This window comes from Rhodoferax sp. LS1R11, assembly GCF_056521395.1.
On record NZ_JBWMAW010000004.1, the window covers coordinates 32242 to 54609 of the forward strand.

General features: G+C 58.9%; 21 protein-coding genes and 1 pseudogene. 11 read left to right on the top strand and 11 right to left on the bottom strand.

Annotated features, from left to right (window positions below; all coding sequences use genetic code 11):
• Positions 1-72: 72 nt before the first annotated feature.
• Genes AC097N_RS06760 through uvrC form a run of 4 tightly spaced genes read right to left on the bottom strand, consistent with a single transcriptional unit; the run spans position 73 to position 4710 of the window.
• The gene (locus AC097N_RS06760) at positions 73-1158 is read right to left on the bottom strand and encodes a tartrate dehydrogenase (protein ID WP_479580132.1); all 1086 of its coding nucleotides are present in this window, start codon (positions 1156-1158) and stop codon (positions 73-75) included.
• Positions 1159-1217: 59 nt separating this feature from the next.
• Complete coding sequence (locus AC097N_RS06765) at positions 1218-2066, bottom strand: DMT family transporter (protein ID WP_479580376.1); 849 nt, start codon at positions 2064-2066, stop codon at positions 1218-1220.
• A 32-nt stretch (positions 2067-2098) separates the two neighbouring features.
• Positions 2099-2665 carry a CDP-diacylglycerol--glycerol-3-phosphate 3-phosphatidyltransferase gene (pgsA, locus tag AC097N_RS06770; RefSeq protein WP_479580133.1) on the bottom strand — a complete coding sequence of 189 codons (567 nt, stop codon included), beginning with the start codon at positions 2663-2665 and terminating at the stop codon, positions 2099-2101.
• 44 nt (positions 2666-2709) lie between these two features.
• Positions 2710-4710: an excinuclease ABC subunit UvrC gene (gene uvrC, locus AC097N_RS06775; protein WP_479580134.1), complete on the bottom strand. Its 2001-nt coding sequence runs from the start codon at positions 4708-4710 to the stop codon at positions 2710-2712.
• A gap of 27 nt (positions 4711-4737) precedes the next feature.
• Between uvrC and earP the strand changes: the two genes are divergently transcribed.
• Both earP and efp read left to right on the top strand, forming a co-directional pair.
• The gene (gene earP / locus AC097N_RS06780; protein ID WP_479580135.1) at positions 4738-5850 is read left to right on the top strand and encodes an elongation factor P maturation arginine rhamnosyltransferase EarP; all 1113 of its coding nucleotides are present in this window, start codon (positions 4738-4740) and stop codon (positions 5848-5850) included.
• Between the two features lie 90 nt (positions 5851-5940).
• The gene (gene efp, locus AC097N_RS06785; protein WP_479580136.1) at positions 5941-6495 is read left to right on the top strand and encodes an elongation factor P; all 555 of its coding nucleotides are present in this window, start codon (positions 5941-5943) and stop codon (positions 6493-6495) included.
• Between the two features lie 100 nt (positions 6496-6595).
• On the opposite strand, the gene AC097N_RS06790 is transcribed toward efp, so the two are convergent.
• Positions 6596-7543, bottom strand: a complete 948-nt coding sequence (locus tag AC097N_RS06790) for an NAD-dependent epimerase/dehydratase family protein (RefSeq protein ID WP_479580137.1) — start codon at positions 7541-7543, stop codon at positions 6596-6598.
• Complete coding sequence (gene kbl, locus AC097N_RS06795) at positions 7543-8766, bottom strand: glycine C-acetyltransferase (protein ID WP_479580138.1); 1224 nt, start codon at positions 8764-8766, stop codon at positions 7543-7545. Before kbl ends, AC097N_RS06790 begins: the two co-directional genes overlap by 1 nt.
• Positions 8767-8867: 101 nt before the next feature.
• Here kbl and AC097N_RS06800 point away from each other — a divergent pair, with 101 nt between their 5' ends.
• The 7 genes and pseudogenes from AC097N_RS06800 to AC097N_RS06830 all read left to right on the top strand — a co-directional run bounded on the left by AC097N_RS06800 (position 8868) and on the right by AC097N_RS06830 (position 14132).
• Entirely contained in the window at positions 8868-9458 is a 591-nt protein-coding gene (locus AC097N_RS06800) for a helix-turn-helix domain-containing protein (protein WP_479580139.1), read from the top strand.
• A gap of 98 nt (positions 9459-9556) precedes the next feature.
• Positions 9557-11093 (top strand): annotated as a pseudogene (locus tag AC097N_RS06805) (thymidine phosphorylase family protein).
• A complete protein-coding gene (locus AC097N_RS06810; RefSeq protein ID WP_479580140.1) occupies positions 11093-12001 on the top strand; it encodes a ribose-phosphate diphosphokinase in 909 nt (302 codons plus the stop codon). Before AC097N_RS06805 ends, AC097N_RS06810 begins: the two are co-directional and overlap by 1 nt.
• 178 nt (positions 12002-12179) lie before the next feature.
• A complete protein-coding gene (locus AC097N_RS06815) occupies positions 12180-12491 on the top strand; it encodes an ElaB/YgaM/YqjD family protein (RefSeq protein WP_479580141.1) in 312 nt (103 codons plus the stop codon).
• Between the two features lie 12 nt (positions 12492-12503).
• Positions 12504-12899 carry a phage holin family protein gene (locus AC097N_RS06820; protein WP_479580142.1) on the top strand — a complete coding sequence of 132 codons (396 nt, stop codon included), beginning with the start codon at positions 12504-12506 and terminating at the stop codon, positions 12897-12899.
• Positions 12892-13194, top strand: coding sequence for a YqjK-like family protein (locus tag AC097N_RS06825; protein WP_479580143.1), 303 nt, complete (start codon positions 12892-12894; stop codon positions 13192-13194). The genes AC097N_RS06820 and AC097N_RS06825 overlap by 8 nt, the downstream gene beginning before the upstream one ends.
• A 74-nt stretch (positions 13195-13268) precedes the next feature.
• Entirely contained in the window at positions 13269-14132 is an 864-nt protein-coding gene (locus AC097N_RS06830; RefSeq protein ID WP_479580144.1) for an LOG family protein, read from the top strand.
• Positions 14133-14298: 166 nt separating this feature from the next.
• Here the strand turns inward: AC097N_RS06830 and rmuC are convergent, their stop codons facing one another.
• The 3 genes from rmuC to AC097N_RS06845 form a co-directional block, all read right to left on the bottom strand.
• Positions 14299-15684, bottom strand: coding sequence for a DNA recombination protein RmuC (gene rmuC / locus AC097N_RS06835; RefSeq protein WP_479580377.1), 1386 nt, complete (start codon positions 15682-15684; stop codon positions 14299-14301).
• Between the two features lie 125 nt (positions 15685-15809).
• Positions 15810-17345 carry a methyl-accepting chemotaxis protein gene (locus AC097N_RS06840; protein WP_479580145.1) on the bottom strand — a complete coding sequence of 512 codons (1536 nt, stop codon included), beginning with the start codon at positions 17343-17345 and terminating at the stop codon, positions 15810-15812.
• 124 nt (positions 17346-17469) lie between these two features.
• On the bottom strand, positions 17470-18468 hold the full coding sequence (locus AC097N_RS06845) for a formylglycine-generating enzyme family protein (protein ID WP_479580146.1): 999 nt from the start codon (positions 18466-18468) through the stop codon (positions 17470-17472).
• Positions 18469-18608: 140 nt separating this feature from the next.
• Here AC097N_RS06845 and AC097N_RS06850 point away from each other — a divergent pair, with 140 nt between their 5' ends.
• Both AC097N_RS06850 and AC097N_RS06855 read left to right on the top strand, forming a co-directional pair.
• A complete protein-coding gene (locus tag AC097N_RS06850; RefSeq protein ID WP_479580147.1) occupies positions 18609-18743 on the top strand; it encodes a DUF1304 family protein in 135 nt (44 codons plus the stop codon).
• Between the two features lie 41 nt (positions 18744-18784).
• Positions 18785-19900, top strand: coding sequence for a DNA alkylation repair protein (locus AC097N_RS06855; RefSeq protein ID WP_479580148.1), 1116 nt, complete (start codon positions 18785-18787; stop codon positions 19898-19900).
• A gap of 21 nt (positions 19901-19921) precedes the next feature.
• Here the strand turns inward: AC097N_RS06855 and AC097N_RS06860 are convergent, their stop codons facing one another.
• The gene (locus AC097N_RS06860) at positions 19922-20902 is read right to left on the bottom strand and encodes a 2-hydroxyacid dehydrogenase (RefSeq protein WP_479580149.1); all 981 of its coding nucleotides are present in this window, start codon (positions 20900-20902) and stop codon (positions 19922-19924) included.
• Positions 20903-20913: 11 nt separating this feature from the next.
• Positions 20914-22326, bottom strand: a complete 1413-nt coding sequence (locus AC097N_RS06865; protein WP_479580150.1) for a sodium:proton antiporter — start codon at positions 22324-22326, stop codon at positions 20914-20916.
• Positions 22327-22368: the final 42 nt, after the last annotated feature.

Below are 22368 nucleotides of genomic sequence, written 5' to 3' on the forward strand. Positions count from 1 at the left end.
CCTCTGGGCTTGCATATTCCGCAGACCTTCTGGATTAAATAAGAGAAATTTCACGAAAAAATCTCGCACCATTTACAGTGCGCATGAAATCGCCTGCCCCAGATCTTGTGTACTTGCAAAGCCGCCGATATCAGGTGTACGCGGAGCGCCACTTGCCGGATCAAGCACCCTTTCAATTGCCGAGAGTACGGCATCGTGGGCCTCTTTGTGACCCAAAAAGTCCAGCATCATGGCACCACACCAGATCTGGCCTATGGGATTGGCGATGCCTTTGCCAGCAATGTCGGGGGCAGAGCCATGCACGGGCTCGAACAAAGAGGGGAACTTTCGCTCAGGGTTGAGGTTGGCGCTGGGCGCAATACCAATGGTTCCGGTACAGGCCGGACCTAGATCGCTCAATATGTCCCCAAACAGATTGCTCGCGACAACGACGTCAAAAAAATCTGGTCTTTGAACAAAATGCGCTGTCAGGATGTCAATGTGAAATTTGTCCAACAACACTTCAGGATAGCTCTTTGACATTTCAGCCACGCGCTCGTCCCAGTAAGGCATCGTGATGGCAATGCCATTGGATTTGGTAGCACTGGTCAAATGTTTTTTGGGGCGCGACTGGGCCAACTCAAACGCAAATTTGACGACACGATCCACACCAATGCGGGACATGACCGTCTCCTGCATGACGATCTCTCGATCAGTGCCCGGGTACATGCGCCCCCCGATGCTGGAATACTCACCCTCTGTGTTTTCACGAACAATGAACATGTCGATTTCGCCGGGCTCACGCCGACTGCCGTCACGCCGCACAACCGGCGCGATGATGCCCGGCATCAGTCGGGCTGGCCGGAGGTTCACATACTGGTCAAACTCACGGCGAAACAACAACAGCGAGCCCCACAGCGACACGTGATCGGCAATTTTTTCGGGCCAGCCCACTGCGCCGAAGTAAATGGCGTCGTGCCCACCAATTTGATCTTTCCAATTGTCGGGAAGCATCTGCCCATGCTTTTCATAGTAATCCCAACTGGAGAAATCAAAGTAATCGAACTGCAGGTCGATTCCGAACTTGTCCGCAGCAGCCTGCATCACCCGAACACCTTCCGGCATGACCTCTTTGCCGATGCCATCGCCCGCGATCACGGCAATTCTTTTCTGACTCATGAATCAATCCTTTGCGTTTGAATATCAAAATGATCCGGGCAGCACACGGCTTAGTGGCGTCATGCAACGCGCGATCGGCGCACCACGAGCGCGACACCCACGGCCGTCAATGCCGTGCCCAAGAGGGTCAACATCGAGATAGGCTCCGAAAACAACAGCCAGGCCAACAAGGCCGTGCAAGGGGGCACGAGGTACATCAGGCTGGTAACGGAGGAAGCTGCACCGCGCTGAATCAGCAGATAAAGCAATGAACTGCCGCCCAGTGTCAACGCAAGGACCGACCACGCCATGGACCACATCAGGTCCTGCGTCCAGTTCATCATTTCCACCTCCGCCAAGGCGATGGGTAACGTCATCAAAAGTGCTGCACCCAGCTGAACGACATTGGCTGTTCGTACGTCACAGGGACCAACAAACCGCTTTTGGTACAAAGTGCCGACGGTAATGCTGAACAAGGCGCCCACAGCAAAAGACAGATTCAGCCAATCCGCCTCGCCACCCTGACCAAACTTGCGTGCCACCACCATCGCCAACCCGAGAAACCCCAATATCAGCCCGGCCCATTGACGCGATGACACTCGACCTCCATTGGCTGACAACCAAAGCGCCGTCAACACCGGTTGCAAACCCACAATCAACGCCGAGAGCCCGGACCCCATGCCTGCTTTGACAGCCGCCCAAACACCCCCCAGATAACCCGCGTGCATGAAGACGCCGGTCACGGCAAGATGAGCCCATTGAGAACGGCTACTCGGCCACTTGACGCCCGCCAGCAAAATCCAAGGCAAAAAGCACACCATGGACAGCGCATACCGCACCGACAGAAACTTCATGGGAGGGGAAAAAGGCATGCCATACCGGGCAACAATAAAACCAGTGCTCCAGATCAGCACAAACAAGGCGGGCATGGCCTTGACAAAGGCCCGATCGCCAGACACCGTCACTTCACCCTGGCCCGAATTTCAGGTAGCGCTTTTTGCAGGTAGTACACCATGGACCAGACGGTCATCACGGCAGCCATCCAGATCAACCAAACACCCCATTGACGGGTATCAATAGCGCCAAACAGCACACCGTCAAACAACAGAAACGGGATGGCCACCATTTGAACGACCGTCTTCAGCTTGCCAATCATGTGAACGGCAACGCTCTTGGAAGCCCCAATCTGGGCCATCCATTCCCGCAAGGCGGAAATCGCTATTTCCCGTCCAATGATGATGAGTGCGACAAAGACGTCTGCGCGGCCCAGGTGCACCAACACCAGCACACTGGCGCAAACCAGAATTTTGTCCGCCACCGGGTCCAGAAACGCACCGAACGACGACACCTGATTAAGCCGACGCGCCAGATAGCCGTCCAGCCAATCCGTGGCAGCCGACACGACAAACAAAATCGTAGCGAACAAATTCCGGCTGACAGGATCAATCGGCAGATAAAACACCCCGACGATCAACGGAATCGCAGCAATGCGAGCCCAGGTCATGATGGTCGGAATAGTAAAAAACATGGCTAGATTGTGGCACGGCTTAAAGTTGTTTTCACCTGCGTCAGTCAGTGGAGCGCGCGGTAGATTTCTTCAGCCAGATCTCGGGATATGCCTTCGACGGTGGCGATGTCTTCAACACCCGCCAACGCCACGCCCCGCACACCGCCAAAGCGCTGCAACAAGCGCGCGCGTCGCTTGGGGCCAATTCCCGGGATTTCCTCAAGCTTGCCTCCATCCACCCTCACCTTGGCGCGCTGGGCGCGCATGCCGGTGATGGCGAATCGATGGGCCTCGTCGCGAATCTGTGCCACCAACATCAAGGCAGCGGAGTCTTTGCCCAAGTACACCTTGTCCCGGCCATCCGCAAAGACCAGCTCCTCCAACCCAACTTTGCGCCCTTCCCCCTTTTCAACGCCCACGATCAGCGACAGGTCCAGCCCCAGTTGCTCAAAGACCTCCCGCGCCATGGAGACCTGTCCTTTGCCGCCGTCCACCAATACCAGATCCGGCAAGCGACCGGTTCCGGCTGGCATTTGCCCCGTCCTCTGGGCTTCCTGCAAGGTTTCCGCCAGCTTGCCGTAGCGGCGCAACAGCACCTGGCGCATGGCTGCGTAATCGTCTCCCGGCGTGATGCCGTCGATGCCATATCGGCGGTACTCGGCGTTCTGCATTTTGTGATGGTGAAACACGACACAAGACGCCTGGGTAGCCTCCCCCGCGGTGTGCGAAATGTCAAAACACTCGACCCGAAGCGTCTCCAGATCGTCCAGCGCCAGATCCAGCGCGTCCGCCAAAGCGCGGGTACGTGCTTGCTGGGAGCCTTCTTCCGCCAGCAGGCGGGCCAATTGCAGGGCCGCATTGGTTTGCGCCATCTCCAGCCACTGGCGTCGCTGTTCACGCGGTTGGTGAACGGCCGTCACCCGCACGCCCGCCTGAGTGGAGAGCGCCTTGATCAAGGCTTTGTCGACAGGCTCACTGACCACCAGAGAGGGCGGCACAGGTACATTCAGATAATGCTGCGCCACGAACGCGTTCAACACGAGAGATTCAATCGATGGGACGTCCGTAGCCGCCTCGTTGTCGACCTCATCCTCGCTGAAAAATACAGTCGCTTCGTCCACATGCGACGGGAAATAGGGCCGGTCCCCCAAGTGGCGCCCGCCACGAACCATGGCCAGGTTCACGCAAGCACGACCGCCCTGCACTTTCACGGCCAGAATATCCACATCCCGATCCGACACGTTGTCCACCGATTGCTGATGCAGCACATTGGACAAAGCTGCGACCTGGTTGCGCAACTCGGCGGCCTGCTCAAACTCCAGCCGATCCGAGTGGGCCATCATCCGGGCCTCCAAGGCCTCCATGACCTGACGGGCATCTCCGCGCAGGAAGCGCTCGGCATTGGCGACGTCCTCGGCGTAGTCCTGTACGGAGATGTGACCCACACAGGGCGCCGAACAGCGCTTGATCTGGTACAAAAGACAAGGTCGGGTGCGGTTGTTGAACACCGGCTCTTCACAGGTCCGCAGCCGAAACACCTTCTGCATCAGTAAAATGGCTTCCTTGACCGCCCAGGCACTGGGGTAGGGGCCGAAATAGTGGTGCTTTTTCTCTACCGCGCCCCGGTAATAGGAAACCCGCGGGAAACTGGTACCCAAACTGGCGGTGCTGCTGGCGCCCGTGATCTTCAGGTACGGGTAACTCTTGTCATCGCGAAACAGGATGTTGTACTTGGGGTTGAGCGTCTTGATCAGGTTGTTTTCCAGCAGCAGCGCCTCGGCCTCCGAGCGCACCACCGTCGTTTCCATCCGCACAATCTTGCTCACCATGTGGCCAATGCGCGTCCCGCCGTGGTCCTTCTGGAAATAGCTGGACACCCGTTTTTTCAGATTGATGGCCTTGCCGACATACAGCACGGCCCCTTGCGCATCAAAGTAGCGGTAAACGCCGGGCAAAGCCGGCAAACTGGACACGTCACTTAACAACTGCTCGGGGTGACGTGGTGCAACGGGAAGCGCATCGGGCGACGACATCGCAGGCGGATTGGAGTCGGGCAAATCTGGCATAGGTCCGTATTGTGGACAATCTCCGGGGTGAAAACAGGAAACCTTTGGGACATCTTTTGCAGGGTCATCGATAACTACGGTGACATTGGCGTTTGCTGGCGGCTCGCAGCCGATTTGGCGGGGCGTGGCGAGCGGGTGCGTCTGTGGGTAGACGATCCCACGGCGCTGAGCTGGATGGCGCCACTGGGCGCTGATGGGGTCGAAGTCAGGCCCTGGACCGAGCCGTTCACCACCCGGGAGGTGATGCCCGGCGACGTCTGGATAGAAGCCTTTGGCTGTGAAATTGCTCCTGAATTCATAGCTAACTATGCACGCCAGACGAGGGCTACAGCCTCAAAATCTATATGGATCAACCTGGAGTACCTGAGCGCAGAAGGATTTGTCGAACGCAGCCACGGCCTGCCCTCCCCCGTGATGAGCGGCCCAGGTGCTGGGCTCACCAAGCATTTTTTCTACCCGGGCTTCACCGCAGCCACAGGCGGACTGCTGCGTGAGCCCGACCTCGCAGAACGTCAGGCCCATTTTGACCCTGCCGCCTGGCTTGCACAGCAAGGCGTCCCATTCAAAGGCGAACGCCTGATCTCGCTATTTTGTTACGAACCACCTGCGCTGAGTGCGTTGCTGGACAAGCTGGCCCAAGACCCCCACCCGACCCGTCTGCTGGTCACTCCCGGACGGGCTGCGACTGCCGTCAAAGCCTGCATTTCAGATAAAAACAGGCTGCAGCCCTTATGGAACGTGGGGGAGGCGCTATCATTTTCATATCTCCATCCACTGACGCAACGCGAATTTGACCACCTGCTCTGGACTTGCGATCTCAATTTTGTGCGCGGAGAAGACTCCCTGGTGCGCGCCATTTGGGCCAACAAGCCGTTCATCTGGCAAATTTACCCGCAACACGACAACGCGCACCATGACAAGCTGGAGGCGTTTCTGAACGAGTTGGACGCGCCCGCCTCTTGGCGATGTTTTCATCAGGCCTGGAATGGCGTGCGGGATCGACAGGATTCGGATCAGACGGGCCTGCCCGACCTTGAACTCGGCGCCTGGCAACAAACGGTCACAACCGCGTGCAGTCGGCAACTCCAGCAAGTGGATCTTGTGACCCAGCTCATGGAGTTCGCGTTAAAAAACCATTAAAATCGAAGACTTTGCGAAATTCGACCGGGCTTCTGTCCAGTCCATGCCGCCCCCGCCGCTGGATCAGCGGCCAACCTTCACACAATCGCTATGAAAATCGCTCAAGAAATTCGCGCCGGCAACGTCATCATGCACGGCAAAGACCCCATGGTCGTGCTCAAGACCGAATACAGCCGCGGCGGCCGCAACTCGGCCACCGTGCGCATGAAGCTCAAAAGCCTGATCGCCAACTTTGGCACTGAAGTCGTCTTCAAGGCCGATGACAAGCTGGACCAAGTCATTCTGGACAAGAAAGAGTGCACCTACTCCTACTTTGCCGAACCCATGTATGTCTGCATGGACACCGAATTCAACCAGTACGAAGTCGAAGCCGAAAACATGGGCGACTCACTGAACTACCTCGAAGACGGTATGGAAGTTGAAGTCGTGTTCTATGACGGCAAAGCCATTTCGGTCGAACTGCCCACCAGCGTCGTGCGCGAAATCACCTGGACCGAGCCCGCAGTCAAGGGCGACACATCCGGCAAGGTTCTCAAGCCAGCCAAAATCTCCACCGGTTTTGACTTGGGCGTGCCAATTTTTGTTGCCCAAGGCGACAAGGTCGAGATCGACACCCGTACCGGTGAGTACAAAAAACGCGTCTAACCGCTTATCTTGAAGCACCTTGGCGTGCTTCACTTGACGAAAAAGGCTTCCACTGGAAGCCTTTTTTATTGGGCAATCGTACTTTCCGTACCAGGCGAGGCTACGAACACAGCAAGGGGCGCAAGTTCTCCAGCATGTCTCGCACCATCGCATCGAGGTCATAGCGGGCTCGCCAACCCCAGTCTGTTTGCGCCGCCTGGTCGTCGATGGAGCGCGGCCAACTGTCGGCAATCGCCTGCCGGAAATCAGGCTCACACTGCAGGCTGAACCCAGGCACATACTGCGCGATGGCCGCCGCGATCTGAACGGGTGTGAAACTGATGCCCGCCAGGTTGTAGGAGCCGCGTTCACGCACCGCTCCAGTCGGCGCCTCCATCAACTCCAGCGTCGCACGAATGGCGTCTGGCATGTACATCATGGGCAGTGCGGTTGTTTCGGCCAGAAAACTGGTGTATTTGCCGCACTGGAGTGCCGCGTGAAAAATCTCGACTGCGTAGTCTGTTGTACCGCCACCGGGTGGCGTTTTCCAGCTGATCAGGCCAGGGTAACGCAGGCTGCGCACGTCCACCCCATGGTTGCGGTGGTACCAGGCACACCAGCCCTCGCCGGCCAGTTTGGAAATGCCGTAGATCGTCGTGGGGTCCATCACCGTTTTTTGCGGCGTCTGGTCACGCGGGGTTGAGGGCCCGAATGCGGCGATCGAGCTGGGCCAGAACACGCGTTGCAGCTTGTGGGTGCGCGCGACCTCCAGCACATTGAGCAAGCCTTTCATGTTCAGGTCCCAAGCCCATTTGGGGTGCTGTTCGCCGCGGGCTGACAAGGCCGCCGCCAGCAAATAGATGTGCGTGATGCGGTGGCGCTCCACCAGAGCAATCAGCGCGCTGGCTTCGGTGGCGTCCAGCACCTCATGGCGCAACCCGAGTACACGCCCTTCCGGCACGAGATCACTCGTGACCACTGCGTCCGGCCCATGCCGTTGCACCAGGGCCTGCGTCAGCTCGGTGCCGATTTGACCATTGGCGCCAATGATGAGGATTCGCGTCTCCATCATGGCGCCCCGACGAGCAGCCCCAGCTCCCGTCCTGCCTGCGCAAATGCGGCGACTGCGTGCTCCAGGTCGACTCGCTCGTGCACCGCACTGATCTGGACCCGAATGCGTGCCTGCCCTTTGGGAACCACCGGAAAGAAGAAACCCACCACATAGATCCCCAACTCCAGCAGGCGCGCGGCTAGCTGCTGGGCCTTCACGGCGTCATACACCATGATGGGCACAATCGGATGCTCACCGGGCTTGATGTCAAATCCGGCCTGCGCAATGGCCGAGCGGAAGTAGCGCGTGTTGTCAGCCAGTTTGTCCCGTAAGGCGGTCGACCTTTCCAGCAAGTCCAGCACGGCAATCGACGCGCCCACGATGCTGGGCGCCACCGTGTTCGAGAACAGGTAAGGCCGTGAGCGCTGGCGCAGCAGGTCAATCACTTCACGACGACCGCTGGTGAACCCGCCTGACGCACCACCCAGCGCCTTGCCCAAGGTGCCGGTGATGATGTCCACCTGGCCCAACACACCGCGTTGTTCGTGGGTACCCCGGCCGGTAGCGCCCATAAAACCGCTGGCATGGCACTCGTCAACACCCAGCAAAGCACCATGTTCGTCACACAAGGTACGCATTTTGTCCAACTGGGCCACCGTGCCGTCCATGGAAAACACGCCATCGGTAAACACCAGTTTGTAGCGTGCGCCCTCATTTGCTGCCAGTTCAAGGCAGCGCGCGAGGTCGGCCATGTCGTTGTGTTTGTAGCGGTACCGTTTGGCCTTGCAAAGTCGAATGCCATCAATGATGGACGCGTGGTTCAACTCATCGCTGATGACGGCATCCTCTTCCCCCAGAAGGGGTTCGAACAAGCCCCCATTGGCGTCAAACGCGGCGGCGTACAGAATGGTGTCTTCGGTGCCCAGAAAACGGGCCAGGCGGGCTTCCAGGGTTTTGTGAATATCCTGGGTTCCGCAAATGAAACGCACAGAACTCAGGCCATAACCATGCGTGTGCAGCGCCTCGGCGGCGGCGGCCACCACGTCCGGATGAGAGGACAGCCCCAGGTAGTTGTTGGCACACAGGTTGATGACCTCGCGCGTGGATCCGTCCGGCAGCACCGTACGGATTCTGGCGCTCTGCGGCGTCGTGATCACCCGCTCCGTCTTGTAGAGACCGGCATCGCGGATGCCCTGCAGCTCCTGGCTCAGGTGGGCATAGAAATTGGGGATGGCACTCATGTCACACTCCTTGAAGTAGGTTTATCCGGCACAATGGCTTATTCGCAATTGACGTAAATTGTGCAGCATATCGAACAATATTTCAATATACAGAACAAATTATGCTCAACCGCCACGCCAAACCCGCCAGCACCGAGCCGCCCCGGGTCGGTGACACACTGGCCACGCTGCGCCAGGCCCAGTCGCTGTCGCTGGACGAGTTGTCCCGCAAAGCGGGCGTCTCCAAGTCCATGCTGTCGCAAATCGAGCGCGCCCAGGCCAACCCGACGGTCGCGGTCGTCTGGCGGCTGGCCAACGCCCTCGGGGTGCCGCTGGGGGAACTGCTGGGCAGCACCAGCGTGCCAGTCGAGCCCGCGATTGAGGTGGTCCCGGTGCACGCGACGCCCACCCTGCGCAGCCCTGATGGCTTGTGTGAACTCCGCATCCTCGGGCCCATCCATCTGGCGGGTCAGTTTGAGTGGTATGCGCTGTCCGTTCAAGTGGGCGGGGTGTTGGAGTCGCAGGCCCATGAACTGGGTGCCAACGAGCACCTGACGGTCTTGACCGGCACGCTAGAAGTCAGCGCGGGAGAGCATACCCAGCGCATCAAGCCCGGCGACACCGCCCGTTATGCCGTGGATCGGCCCCACAGCATTCGCAACAGCGGGAAAACACCTGCCAGCGCGTGGCTGGTTGTGGTTCATCCGACCTGAAACCGGCCGCAAAACCGGTGTAGGCTGGCGCCATGAGCCCCACTCCCGATCCAACCGAGCCTCCGGCCTTGCTGGCGGAGAGCCAACCCGCGTCCAACTTGGCCTTGCGCCGTGTCGCGATCGACACCTACCGTGAAAACGTGGCCTACCTGCACCGCGATTGCGCGGTGTATCGGGCAGAAGGGTTCCAGGCCTTGTCCAAGGTGGAGGTTCGTGCCAATGGGCGACGCATCCTGGCGACCCTGAATGTGGTTGACGACAAGGCCATCGTCGGCTGTCATGAACTGGGGCTGTCGGAGGACGCTTTTTTGCAGCTGGACATTCAGGACAGTCACACGGCATCGGTATCGGTATCGCAGGCCGAACCGCCCGCCTCCATCGGCGCACTGCACCGGAAAATTGCCGGTGAGCGGCTGGACCGCGCTGATTTTCCGGGCATCGTGCGTGACATCGCCGACCTGAGGTATTCCAAAATTGAACTGACCGCGTTTGTGGTTGCCACCAACCGGGACGAACTCGACCGCGAAGAGGTGTATTTTTTAACCGAGGCCATGGTAGCCAGCGGCCGCAAGCTGGACTGGCATGAGCCGCTGGTGGTCGACAAACACTGCATCGGGGGCATTCCGGGCAACCGCACTTCCATGCTGGTGGTGCCTATCGTGGCGGCCCACGGCTTGCTGTGCCCCAAAACGTCGTCCCGCGCCATCACATCGCCAGCAGGCACGGCCGACACCATGGAAGTACTGGCCCGTGTTGAACTGCCCCTGGCGCAACTCGACGGCATTGTGCGTGAGCACCGGGGGTGCCTGGCCTGGGGCGGTACAGCCAACCTGTCACCGGCTGACGACGTGCTCATCTCGGTGGAGCGTCCTCTCGCCATCGACTCACCGGGGCAGATGGTGGCCTCCATCCTGTCCAAAAAAATTGCAGCGGGATCGACCCATCTCGTGCTCGACATCCCCATCGGCCCGACCGCCAAAGTGCGCTCCATGCCCGAGGCCCAACGGCTGCGCAGGCTGTTCGAGTACGTCGCCCGACGCATCCACCTGTCGCTGGATGTCGTCATCACCGATGGCCGTCAGCCCATCGGCAACGGCATCGGCCCGATGCTGGAGGCCCGCGATGTGATGCGGGTGCTGGAGAACGACCCCAGGGCACCGGTGGATCTTCGTCAAAAATCTCTCCGACTGGCGGGCCGTTTGATCGAGTGCAACCCGGATGTGCGAGGCGGCGACGGCTTCGCCATTGCACGCGACATCCTGGACTCGGGCCGCGCCTTGGCCAAGATGAACGACATCATTGCCGCACAGGGTAAAAAGCCGTTTGATCACAACAACCCGCCACTGGGCGCTTTGACGCTGGACATTTGCGCCACCGAGGCGGGCGTGGTCACCGGCATCGACAACCTGCAAATCGCGCGCATTGCCCGACTGGCAGGCGCACCCAAAGTAATTGGTGCAGGGGGTCGACCTGTTTCGCAAGCTGGGGGATACCGTTGCCCATGGCGATGTGTTGTACCGCATACACGCGGGCTTTCAGAGTGACCTGGCCTTTGCCCGGCAAGCCTGCCGCAAGTCGACCGGCTACACCCTTGGCCAAGCCAATGAGGTTCCCCATGTCTTTGTTGAATTCTGATGAACACCAACTCCTTTACAAAACCTGTCCTGCTGCATTTTGAAGATGAACGCGGCAGTGCCGAACGCATCGCGCTGGCCGCCGGTCTGGACCTGGCACAGGTCGAGCGTCATCGTTTTCCTGATGGCGAAATCAAGCTGCGCCTGCCAGACAAGCTGCCGGGCAAAGTCGTCGTTCTGCGCACCCTCAATGACCCCAATGAAAAGTTGGTTGAATTGTTGCTGACAGCGCAGACAGCACGCCAGCTTGGCGCCATTCACCTGACCCTGGTTGCGCCTTACCTGGCCTATATGCGCCAGGATATTGCCTTTCACCCCGGGGAGGCCATCAGCCAGCGCATTGTCGGGCGCTTTCTGGCGGAACAATTCAGTGCAGTGATCACCGTGGACCCGCATTTGCACCGGGTCGCCACGCTGCAGGAGGCCGTACCGGTGGCCAACGCCATTGTGCTCAGTGGAGCGCCTCTTTTGTCAGACTTGATTGCAAACCGGCGTCAGCGCCCGTTGCTGGTGGGCCCGGACGAAGAGTCGCTTCAATGGGTGGCGATGGCGGCGATGCGCCATGGGCTGGACTATGCGGTGTGCCGCAAGGTTCGCCATGGCGACCGGGCTGTCCATGTTGCGCTGCCGGACTACGCGGTCGCCGGCCGCCAGATCGTGCTGTTTGACGACGTAGCCAGCACGGGGCACACCGTCGCCCAGGCCGCACGTTTGCTGCTGGCCGCCGGGGCGCTCTCGGTGGATGTGGCGGTCACCCATGCGCTTTTCGCGGGCGACGCCATGCAGACCATGCAGGATGCCGGCGTTGGAGAGGTCTGGAGTACCGACTGCATCAGCCACCCCAGCAATGCCATCAGAATGGCAACGTCCATCGGTGAGGCCCTGGTCACCTTGCATGCAGCGGTGTAACACCCGGCGCAATCTCATCGACGCACACTTGTGTCCAATCGCAAGAGAGGAAAAATAGCAGTCATTCGCCTCACATCGTGGCAGGGGGCCATCCAACTTCACTTGATTTTTGTCAAGCCCGTAAATGGCCTGATTGACTAGTATGTCACTGGAGATTTCAACGACATGGAGAACCCAAATGAATGACATGGCTACCACACACAAAGACAAACTGATGAACGACCTGCGCGTGGTGATTTCTGACGCGGAAGAGGTCTTGCGCATAACGGCCGATCAGGCGGGTGAAAGCGTCGCGGCTCTGCGCAGCCGGGTCCAGACCCGGATGAACCAGGCCAAAGACGACCTCGTTCATTTGCAGGAAGTGGCCGTAGCCAGAGCCAAGGCGGCAGGCCACGCAACGGACGAGTTTGTTCACGAAAACCCCTGGAAATCCGTCGGCATCGCCGCGGGTGTGGGGGTCGTCGTCGGCTTGCTCATGAACCGCCGCTAGCCCTTGCCTCGCATGGCCAACGCTGCTCCGCAAAGTACTCTTTTCGCCTCCCTGCGCCGCATGCTGGGCACCCTGCTTGAGATGGCTCAAGTGCGCCTGGAGTTGCTGGGCACCGAGGTGGAGTTTGAAAAACGACGCCTGTTGGAAGGCTTGCTTTGGGGTGCCGTTGGCTTGATGGTGCTGGGTGTCGGCCTGGTGCTGGCTTGCGGCTTTGTCATCCTGCTGTTATGGGAAGGTTACCGGCTGCCTGCACTGGGTGTCATGACGCTGTTGTTTCTGGGTATGGGCGCATGGCTCTTGCATGACGCCAAAAAGCGTTTGCACCAGCGCGAGCACGTGTTCAGCCAAAGCGTTGCCGAGTTAAGCCGTGATCGCGCAGGGCTGCAGGCCGCAGACTCACATGAATAACAACGATCTGCTCATGCGCCAGCAACACTTGCTGGCGCGCAGTTCGCAGTTGCGCCTCACGCTGGCGGAGCAGGCTCAGGTCCTGGTCGCACCACTGGCCTTGGCAGACCGGGTGCGCCATGGCGTGCAGTGGCTCTACCGCCATCCGCATTGGCCGCTGGGCGCCGTGCTGGCGCTTGCGGTTCTGCGACCGCGACGCGCGCTCACCTGGGGTGGCCGCATGTGGTGGGCCTGGCGAATGTACCAACGCGTCCTCAAGTCATCAGCTTCTCTGCCTGCCAAATCAGGACCCTGAATTGGGTCCGGTCTGATGGAGCGATCGGCCTCTCACGGGTCGATTTGACCTGTTTTTCGCTCACAATGTCATCTATGAAAAAAACCGAGCACATCACCGAACGACGCCTGGCCGATGCCTGGGCCGAACTGCAAAACCACTCCGACCTGGGTAACCCCCTAGAGGCTGATGCCTACCGACTGGCCTTTGCCGACCCAGAATTTTTATTGCGTCGGGAAACACGGGGCATTCGCTTTCAGCTCGAAATGCTCAAGCCCGATCTCGACCAGGCAGAGCAAGGTATCGAGAACACCATCGTGGTGTTTGGCAGCGCGCGCTTTCCCTCGCCCGAAGACGCACAAAAAAACATGCAGCAGGCGCAATTGAGCGGCAATGCAACGGATTTGGGCATTGCACAACGACAGTTGCGCAATGCCCATTTCTACGACCAGGCACGCCTGTTCGCCCGCCTGGTGGCGGACTACAGCATGCACCGCAAGCCCGAGGAGCGTCTGTTCATCTGCACGGGTGGCGGCCCCGGCATCATGGAGGCCGCCAACCGCGGAGCACATGAAATGGGCGCCCCAAGCGTCGGCCTGAACATTGCGCTACCCCATGAGCAAAGTGCCAATCCGTATGTCACGCCCAACCTGAGCTTCAAGTTTCACTACTTTGCGCTGCGCAAAATGCATTTCATGATGCGCGCCAAAGCGCTACTCGCCTTTCCGGGCGGATTTGGTACCCTGGACGAGTTGTTTGAAGTCATCACCTTGGTGCAAACGCGCAAGGCCAAGCCGGTTCCCATTGTGCTTTTTGGTACCGACTACTGGAAACGGCTCATTAACCTGGATGTGATGCTGGAGGAAGGCGCCATTTCACCCGAAGACCTGAAACTGTTCCACTACGTGGACGAGCCCCAGGCGGCATGGGACGTTATCCAGAAGTTTTATGGTCTGTAGGGCGTAAACGCCAGGCGGACCGGGCGCCAGCGCCCACCGCAGCCCCGGCGGTGGCAAATAGCACGGGTATCACCATCGCCGACATCACGATGGTCCATTCGCGCAGATGGGCCGCAAAGAGCGCCAGTGCAAAACGGGACGCGGCTGACCTCAAGGGGCGTCGGACTCACCCGCGGTCAGCCTCCAGGTCCGCATCAAAGTCCTTGTCCGTGGGAATCAGGGCCTGCACTTGTGTCTCCGGCAAGGCCTCCACTTTTTTCAAGGCACGCCCCATCGCACGGCTGCGGGTTTCGGCGCTGTCCAGCGTCTTGAGCACGGTCTCGGTTTGCGACTTGACCTTGGCCAGCACGTCACCAAACTTGCCAAACTCGGTTTTGACCGCGCCCAGCACCTGCCACACCTCACTGGAACGCTTCTCCAGCGCCAGCGTACGAAAACCCATTTGCAGGGAACTCAGCATGGCCAGCAAGGTAGTAGGTCCCGCCAGAGTGATGCGGTGATCGCGCTGTAAGGCCTGCATCAGCCCCGGCCGTCGCAGCACCTCGGCATACAGGCCTTCGGTGGGCAAAAACAGAATCGCAAAATCGGTGGTGTAAGGAGGCTCCACGTATTTGTCGGCCATCGATTTGGCCTCCAGCCGGATGCGGGTCTCCAGTGCCTTGCCTGCCGCTTCCGCCCCCAGCACGTCGGCCCGGCCTTGCGCATCAAGCAGGCGCTCGTAGTCTTCATTGGGAAACTTGGCGTCAATGGGCAACCAGAGCGGGTCGCCGTGCTCTGACTTGCCCGGCAGTTTGATGGCGAAGTCCACCACGTTTTTGCTGCCCGGGCGGGTGGCCACCTGCGCCGCATACTGGTCAGCCACAAACACCTGCTCCAGCAAAGACGCCAACTGGGCTTCTCCAAAAATACCGCGCGTTTTGACGTTGGTCAGCAAATGTTTGAGGTCGCCCACGCCTTGCGCCAGGGTCTGCATTTCACCCAGGCCCTTGTGCACCTGCTCCAGCCGGTCCGCCACCTGCTTGAAGCTTTCGCCCAGGCGGGTTTGCAGGGTGGTCTGCAGCTTTTCGTCCACCGTGGCGCGCATCTCATCAAGCTTGGCCGAGTTGGAGGTTTGAAGCTGCGCGAGTTGCTTCTCCAGTGTCTCCCGCACCTCGTTCATGCGCCGGGCATTGGACTCACTCAAGCCCGACAACTGGTTGGTCAGGGTGTCAGACAGTGTTTTTTGCAGCAAGGCCAGTTGCTGGCCGAAGGCGTCGATCTGGGTATTTTGCGTGCGGGTGGCCTCGGCCCCCTGTTGCACCAACGATTGCTGGAAGGTGGCCAGGTTCTGCGTCAGCTCCTGGCGCCCCCCGCGCGAGGACTCACTGATTTCACGGCGCAGTTCACGCTCCAGGCGCTCCAGACGCTCGGCGCCGCCCTGTACCGCCGCGAGCAGCTCTTTTTTTCCCCGCTCAGCGTCTTGTGCGGACTGACCGTCAGGGCGGCGAAGCGCAAGCCACACCAGAAACAGCACATTCATGACACCCAAGGCCAGCACCCACCACCACACCATATCGTTCAAACCGGTTTCTCCAAATCTCTATTGTTGTTCATCACAAGTACAGATTCATTTTATGAAGTAAATTGGCCTCTAGCCCTTGAAGGACGTGCACTAGCAGCTATAAATTTTATAGCATTCTAGACTTTGAATTCATCCACGGCTTGCTGGAGTTGTTCAACCTGCAGGGACAAGGCCATGGCGGCCGACGCAGCGTGAACCACCAGGTTGGCATTTTGCTGGGTGACAGCGTCCATCTGCATCACCGACTGGGCCACATGCTCGGCACCACTGCTTTGATGGGCCGAGGCCACTGAGATGTCGCCCAGAATCGCCGTCACCTGATGGACCGCCTGCACAATTTCCTGCATGGTTTTGCCCGCATGGTCGACCAGCCGGGTTCCGCTTTCGACCTGATGCACCGAGTCACCGATCAGGCCTTTGATCTCCTTGGCCGCATCGGCGCTTCGTTTTGCCAGCGTACGCACTTCGCTGGCCACGACGGCAAACCCCCGGCCCTGCTCCCCGGCGCGTGCCGCCTCCACCGCGGCATTGAGCGCCAGAATATTGGTCTGAAAGGCAATGCCCTCAATCACCTCGATGATGTCCACAATTTTTCGCGAACTTGCGCTGATGGCATCCATGGTCACAACCACATCACCCACCACCTCACCGCCACGGCGGGCGATGTCCGAGGCGCCCAGCGCCAGCGCACTGGCTGAATGCGCGTTTTGCGCATTTTGGCGAATGGTGCTGGTCAAGTCCTCCATGTTGGCGGCAGTTTCCTGAAGAGAGGAGGCCTGTGCCGCCGTGCGTTCAGACAAGTCAGCATTGGCAGCCGCGATTTGCTGTGAAGCCACCGACAAGGGCTCGGTCGTCTCCTTGATTCGCGTGACCAGATCGGTCAGGGTGTCCTCCATGGTTCCCATCGCCCCCAGCAGACGACCAAACTCACCGCCACGTGTCGACTCAAAATCCTGGCTGAGATCACCTGAGGCCACGGTCTCGGCAATATGGATCGCCTCATCCAGCGGCACAACAATGCTGCGCACCAGACCATAGACGGAACCGATACCCACCCCAAGGGCCAGGAGGCCCAGGGCCATCATCAGTTGGCGGGTGGACTGAGCACCACGCTCACCCTGCACCACCTGCGATTGCACCCATGCTTTCTGCCCCTCAGACAGAGCGGCCACACTGCGCAACAGGCCTTCATGAGCCGGCAGCAGGTCAGCCGTCCATGCTTTGGCGGCCTCGTCACGACTTCCCTTCCCCAGCAGCCCCGCCACCTTGAATGAAGTGTCATGGAACAACGCAACGTCATCGCGGACCTTGGCCACCAGAGGTATTTCACCCGGGGAAGCCTCTAGTCGGGCAACCGAGGCCAACGCGCCATCCAGCGCCTTGTGGTGGGATGCAATCTGGTCAGGGGCATTGGCTACATTGCCAGCGTTGGCAAGGGCAAACAACTCAAGCAAGGCTTTGGTTCCGCCTTGTGCCGCGGCGTCCATGTCAGCCCGGCCTTGCACCTTGGTCAATGCCGCACTGAGAAGCTTCTCGCTGGCGTCAGCGCCATAGTTCAGCCGCGTCAGCCCAACACTCAGCAGCAAAACCATCAAAAATAAAACCAGTCCGAAGCCAGCCCCCAGTCGGGTGCTGACTTTGATGTTGCCCATGGACATAAGTCTCCATTCATCGCAGGGTGAAATTGATCGAAACCGTCAGTTTCGCGTCACTCACTGAGTTTTTCGATGTGGAAAGTACGTGGACCAGTACAAATCAGAAGCAGGTCGCACCGCTTTACCACCCGCTGGCGTCAACCTCGCGCAACAAGCGCATCCCCAGCAAGGGGTAGCGCGATTTTTCCGTGTTGATGTTGCGAAACGAGCAGCGGGAATAAAGAGACCACGTGTGCCACGAGCCACCACGACGCACCCGCATCGACCCTGTCTCAGGCCCGGTGGGGTCGTTCACTGGCGAGATGGCGTAGTAGTCTTCGTCATAGGTATCGGACACCCATTCCCAGGCATTGCCCACCATGTCGTGCAGGCCAAAGGCATTGGGTGCAAAGCTACCCACGGGGGAAGTGAAGGCATATCCATCATGCCCTTTCAATGCAAAGTTCTTCCATTGCGGCCAATTCGTGGCGGTATCGGCATCAAACGTGTTGGCAGCACTCCACAGGGTTTCCGGTTGGTCACCACTCGGGTAACGTGTCCGGGTGCCGGCCCGGCAGGCGTATTCCCACTCGGCTTCGGTCGGCAGTCGGTATTTCTTTCCCTCCGTCCTGGTCAGCCAGCGACTCATGGCCACGGCATCATTCCAGGTGACATTCAACACCGGCTCATCATCGCCTTGTACGAATCCGGGGTAGCCCCAGGAGTACCTGACATCTCGCCCCTCAAAAGCATCGCCGCGCTCAGATTTTGCGGGGTCATAAGCCGGGTTGTAGCCATAGCCGCCCGTACCGTCCGCAATCGATTCAGGCACATAGCCGGAGGCCTCCAGAAACCGGCGGAACTGCCCCACCGTGACCTCATGCTGCCCCATAAAAAAAGCCCGTGTTATCCGCACACGGTGCGCCGGGGCTTCGTCGTTGAGCGCCGTGAAGCGATCCTGTGTGTATTGGGCATAGTCTTTCGACAGTGATTGCGCAGACTCGTCACTGCCCATCAGAAACTCGCCTGCGGGCACCCGCACAAACTTCATGCCCAGCGAGTTCTCAATGGCCGTGGGTTGTCCAAGGGGGTCAACAACCGAGCAGGCGGGCAAGAACAAGGTCAAGGCGGCCAGCAACATGGCAATCTTTGCCGATTGACATGCTAATCGGCAGCGCTGGTCAAGACGTGGGCGGGGCAGTGTGTTTTTGTTCATGAAACGTCAAGAGCCTCGGGTGTTCGGCGATGATATCGACAATTCACCCTTTTCAAGGAGTTTCCATGTCCACGGTTGCCAACCTGGTTATGGCCCTTATTGGCCTGCTGCATGTCTATATTCTGGTGCTCGAAATGTTTTGGTGGGAGACGCCCAGAGGGCTGAAGGCCTTCGGACAAACACCAGCCCAAGGGCTGTAGGCATGACGCGCCCCCACGCCAACCCGCACTCAGGGCAATAGATGGCTGAACCACTTAAAAACCAGTTTGGCGCTGAGGTGCCCCGCGCGATTGCCGCCATGATTGAGGCCGTCTGCCCCACCTTTGACAGCGCGGCCTTTGTGACTGACGCCTTGGCGGGCTTTGACGCACTGGAACTCATGCCACGCGGCAAGAAGATTGCCCAGGCGTTACACCGTCATTTACCTTCTGACTACCCGCAGGCGGCAGCCATCCTGCTTGCGTCGCTGACTCAACCCCATTCGCGGGACATGAGCCAAAGCCTGGCGTCATTTCTTTACCTGCCCCACACCGTGTTTGTCGCGCAATATGGGTTGAATCACTTCGAAATTTCCATGCGGCTTCTGCATGCGTTGACTCAGGTTTTTACGGCAGAGTTCAGCATTCGCCCCTTTCTTGAAACGCATACAGAGGCCACATTGCGGCAACTGCGGGTTTGGGCCACAGACCCCAGCGCCGCTGTACGGCGCCTGGTGTCAGAGGGAAGCCGGCCACGTCTGCCTTGGGCACCCCGCCTTCGCCAGTTCCAAATCGATCCGTCACCCGTACTTGCTCTGCTTGAGTTGCTGAAAGACGACGCGGACCTTTACGTTCGCCGCTCAGTAGCCAACAACCTGAACGACATTGGCAAGGACCATCCCGAAATACTGATTCAGACCGCACGCGCCTGGTCATTGAACGCCAGCGCGGAAAGACAATGGATCATCCGCCACGCCTTACGCTCCGCAGTCAAGCGCGGGGACAGCGGTGCGCTGACGCTGATGGGGTTCGGCGACCTGGCTCAGGTGGCGGTGAGTCAGGCCACCTTGACACCCGGACAGACCGCGATGGGCAGCCACGTGGTGATCGCGTTTGAATTAAGCAGTACCGGCACAACGCCCCAGCGGGTGCTGGTGGACTATTGTGTCCACTATGTCAAAGCCAATGGAGAGGCCAAACCCAAGGTTTTCAAGCTCACCGCGTTGACGCTGGCGCCAGGTCAGACCGTCCCGCTTCGCAAGGCCCTGTCACTGGCTGAAATGACAACCCGCAAGCACTATCCAGGCGTTCATGCGGTGGACCTGATCATCAATGGTCAAGTCCACCCCTTGGGGAAATTCGAAATCCTGTCGGCCTGAGTTGCGGCTCACGCCATGGCCTTACTTGATCACCACCGGGTTCAGCGGCGTCAAAGGTTGGTTCGCCGTGAGATAGCCGATCAGGTTGTCCGCCGCCAGATTGGCCATGGCCAGACGCGTTGGCATGGTGGCGCTGGCAATATGGGGCGTCAGCACCACGTTGGGCACCGTCAACAGGTCCGGATGCACCTGGGGCTCGCCTTCGAATACATCGAGACCGGCCGCGGCAATGCGCTTTTCGCGCAAGGCGCTGGCCAGCGCAGCATCATCCACAATGCCACCGCGTGCTATGTTGATGAGGGTTGCCGTGGGCTTCATCAGTGCCAGTTCTGCGGCACCAATGGCGTGGTGGGAAGCCGCTGAATAAGGCAACACGAGCACCAGATGATCGGCCGTCTGGAGCAACTCTTCCTTGCTGACAAAGCGGGCCTTGCATTCAGCTTCAGTCGCTTCGTCCAGCCTTGAACGATTGTGATAGATGACGTTCATGCCAAACCCGTGAGCCCCGCGCCGGGCGATGCCCTGCCCAATGCGCCCCATACCCAAAATACCGAGTGTGGAGCCATGAATATCAGCACCGGCGAACATGTCATAGCGCCATCGCGTCCACAGTCCGGCCCGCAGAAAATGTTCGCTTTCAGCCATGCGACGAGCCGTGGCCATCAGCAACGCAAAACCAAAGTCAGCGGTGGTTTCAGTCAGCACATCAGGCGCATTGGTGCCCAGCACGCCAGCCGCCGTCATCGCATCGACGTCAAAGTTGTTGTAGCCAACCGCCATGTTGGCGCAGATTTTCAGGTCAGGGCAAGCAGACAGCACCTCTTGATCAATGCGTTCGCTCCCGGTCGTGAACACGCCTTGCATGCCGCGTAGTTTTTCAATGAGCCGGGCCTTGGACCAGACCTCATCAGCCTGGTTCGACTCCACATCGAAATGCAGACTCAGTTTGACGAGCACTTCCGGGAAAATGGCGCGGGAGACGAGGATTTGAGGACGATTCATATAGATTTTCCTTAGCGAAACCAGACAAAAGTCATGATGAAGAACAATGGGATCAGGACAGCGCCAGACCAGGCCATGTAGCCAAAGAAGCTGGGCATTTTGACGCCACGATCTTCAGCAATGGCCTTGACCATCAGGTTTGGGGCATTGCCGATGTAAGTGTTGGCCCCCATGAACACGGCGCCGGCCGAAATGGCAGCCAATGTGGGGGCCAACACGTTCATCAGCACGTGGGGATCGCCCCCTGCGGTGTTGAAGAACACCAAATAGGTCGGGGCGTTGTCAAGGAAGGAACTCAGCACACCACTGGCCCAGAAATACATGGCAGGGTCCGGTGTCCCGTCAGGCCGGGTTACGGCCGAAACGATGGCACTGAATGGACCGTTCACCCCCGCCTTGAGCATCGCAATAACCGGAATAATCGTCAAAAAAATACCGGCAAACAGTTTGGCAACCTCCTGCATCGGACCCCAGGAAAACTGATTGTCCTTGTGAACCTGGCCGGGAGTGATCATGAGCGAAATAAAGGTCACGGCAATCAAACCAGCATCCCGCACCAGCCCCGGCAAACCGACCGCCGTGCCCAGCACGTTGAAAACAAGGTCTGATTTCCAGAAACCGCTGAGCAGCACCAGTCCGGCAATGACACCCAGCAACCAGAAATTGCGTGCGCCATCAAATCCGATGCGCTTGGTGTCCGGCGTTGGATCCACCGGAAGAATTTCCTCACGGCGGTGGTAATACCACCAGTCCAGGGTATAGAAAATCGCAAGCAAGGCACCAATCAGAAAGGTAGTTTCCGGAACAATGTGCCTGGCGGTCCAGAAGAAATCGACCCCTTTCAGAAAACCCAGGAAAAGTGGAGGATCCCCCAACGGAGTTAGCGAACCGCCGGCATTAGAGACGATAAAGATAAAAAACACCACCACATGGGCTTTGTGTGCCCGGTTGTCATTGGCCCGTATCAACGGTCGGATCATCAGCATCGATGCCCCGGTGGTTCCCATCACGCTCGCCAGGATCGAACCAATCAACAGAATCGCCGTATTCAGGCCCGGACTACCGTGCAGGTTTCCGCGAATAAAGACCCCGCCCGCGACTGTGAACAGTGCAGTGAGCAGCAGAATAAAGGGCAAGTACTCAGCCAAGAGGGCGTGAACAAAGTTGGCAGACGCGACACCCGGCCCAAACACACAGGCAAATGGCACCAGGAAAACCAGCGACCAGGCAGCAGTCAATTTTCCAAAGTGGTGGTGCCAAAAGTGCGGTGCCAGAAGTGGCATCAACGCAATTGACAGCAGAATACCGGCAAAAGGCACACCCCAGAACGGAGAGAGGCGACTCCCATCGAGTTCCGCCGCTGATGCCAGATTGGGTAAAAATGCCAGCAAAGAGGCAATAGCGAAGAAGAGGAAGCGTCTCATATTTTTTTGTCTCCAGCCCATTTGCGCTAGAGCTTAACGGAT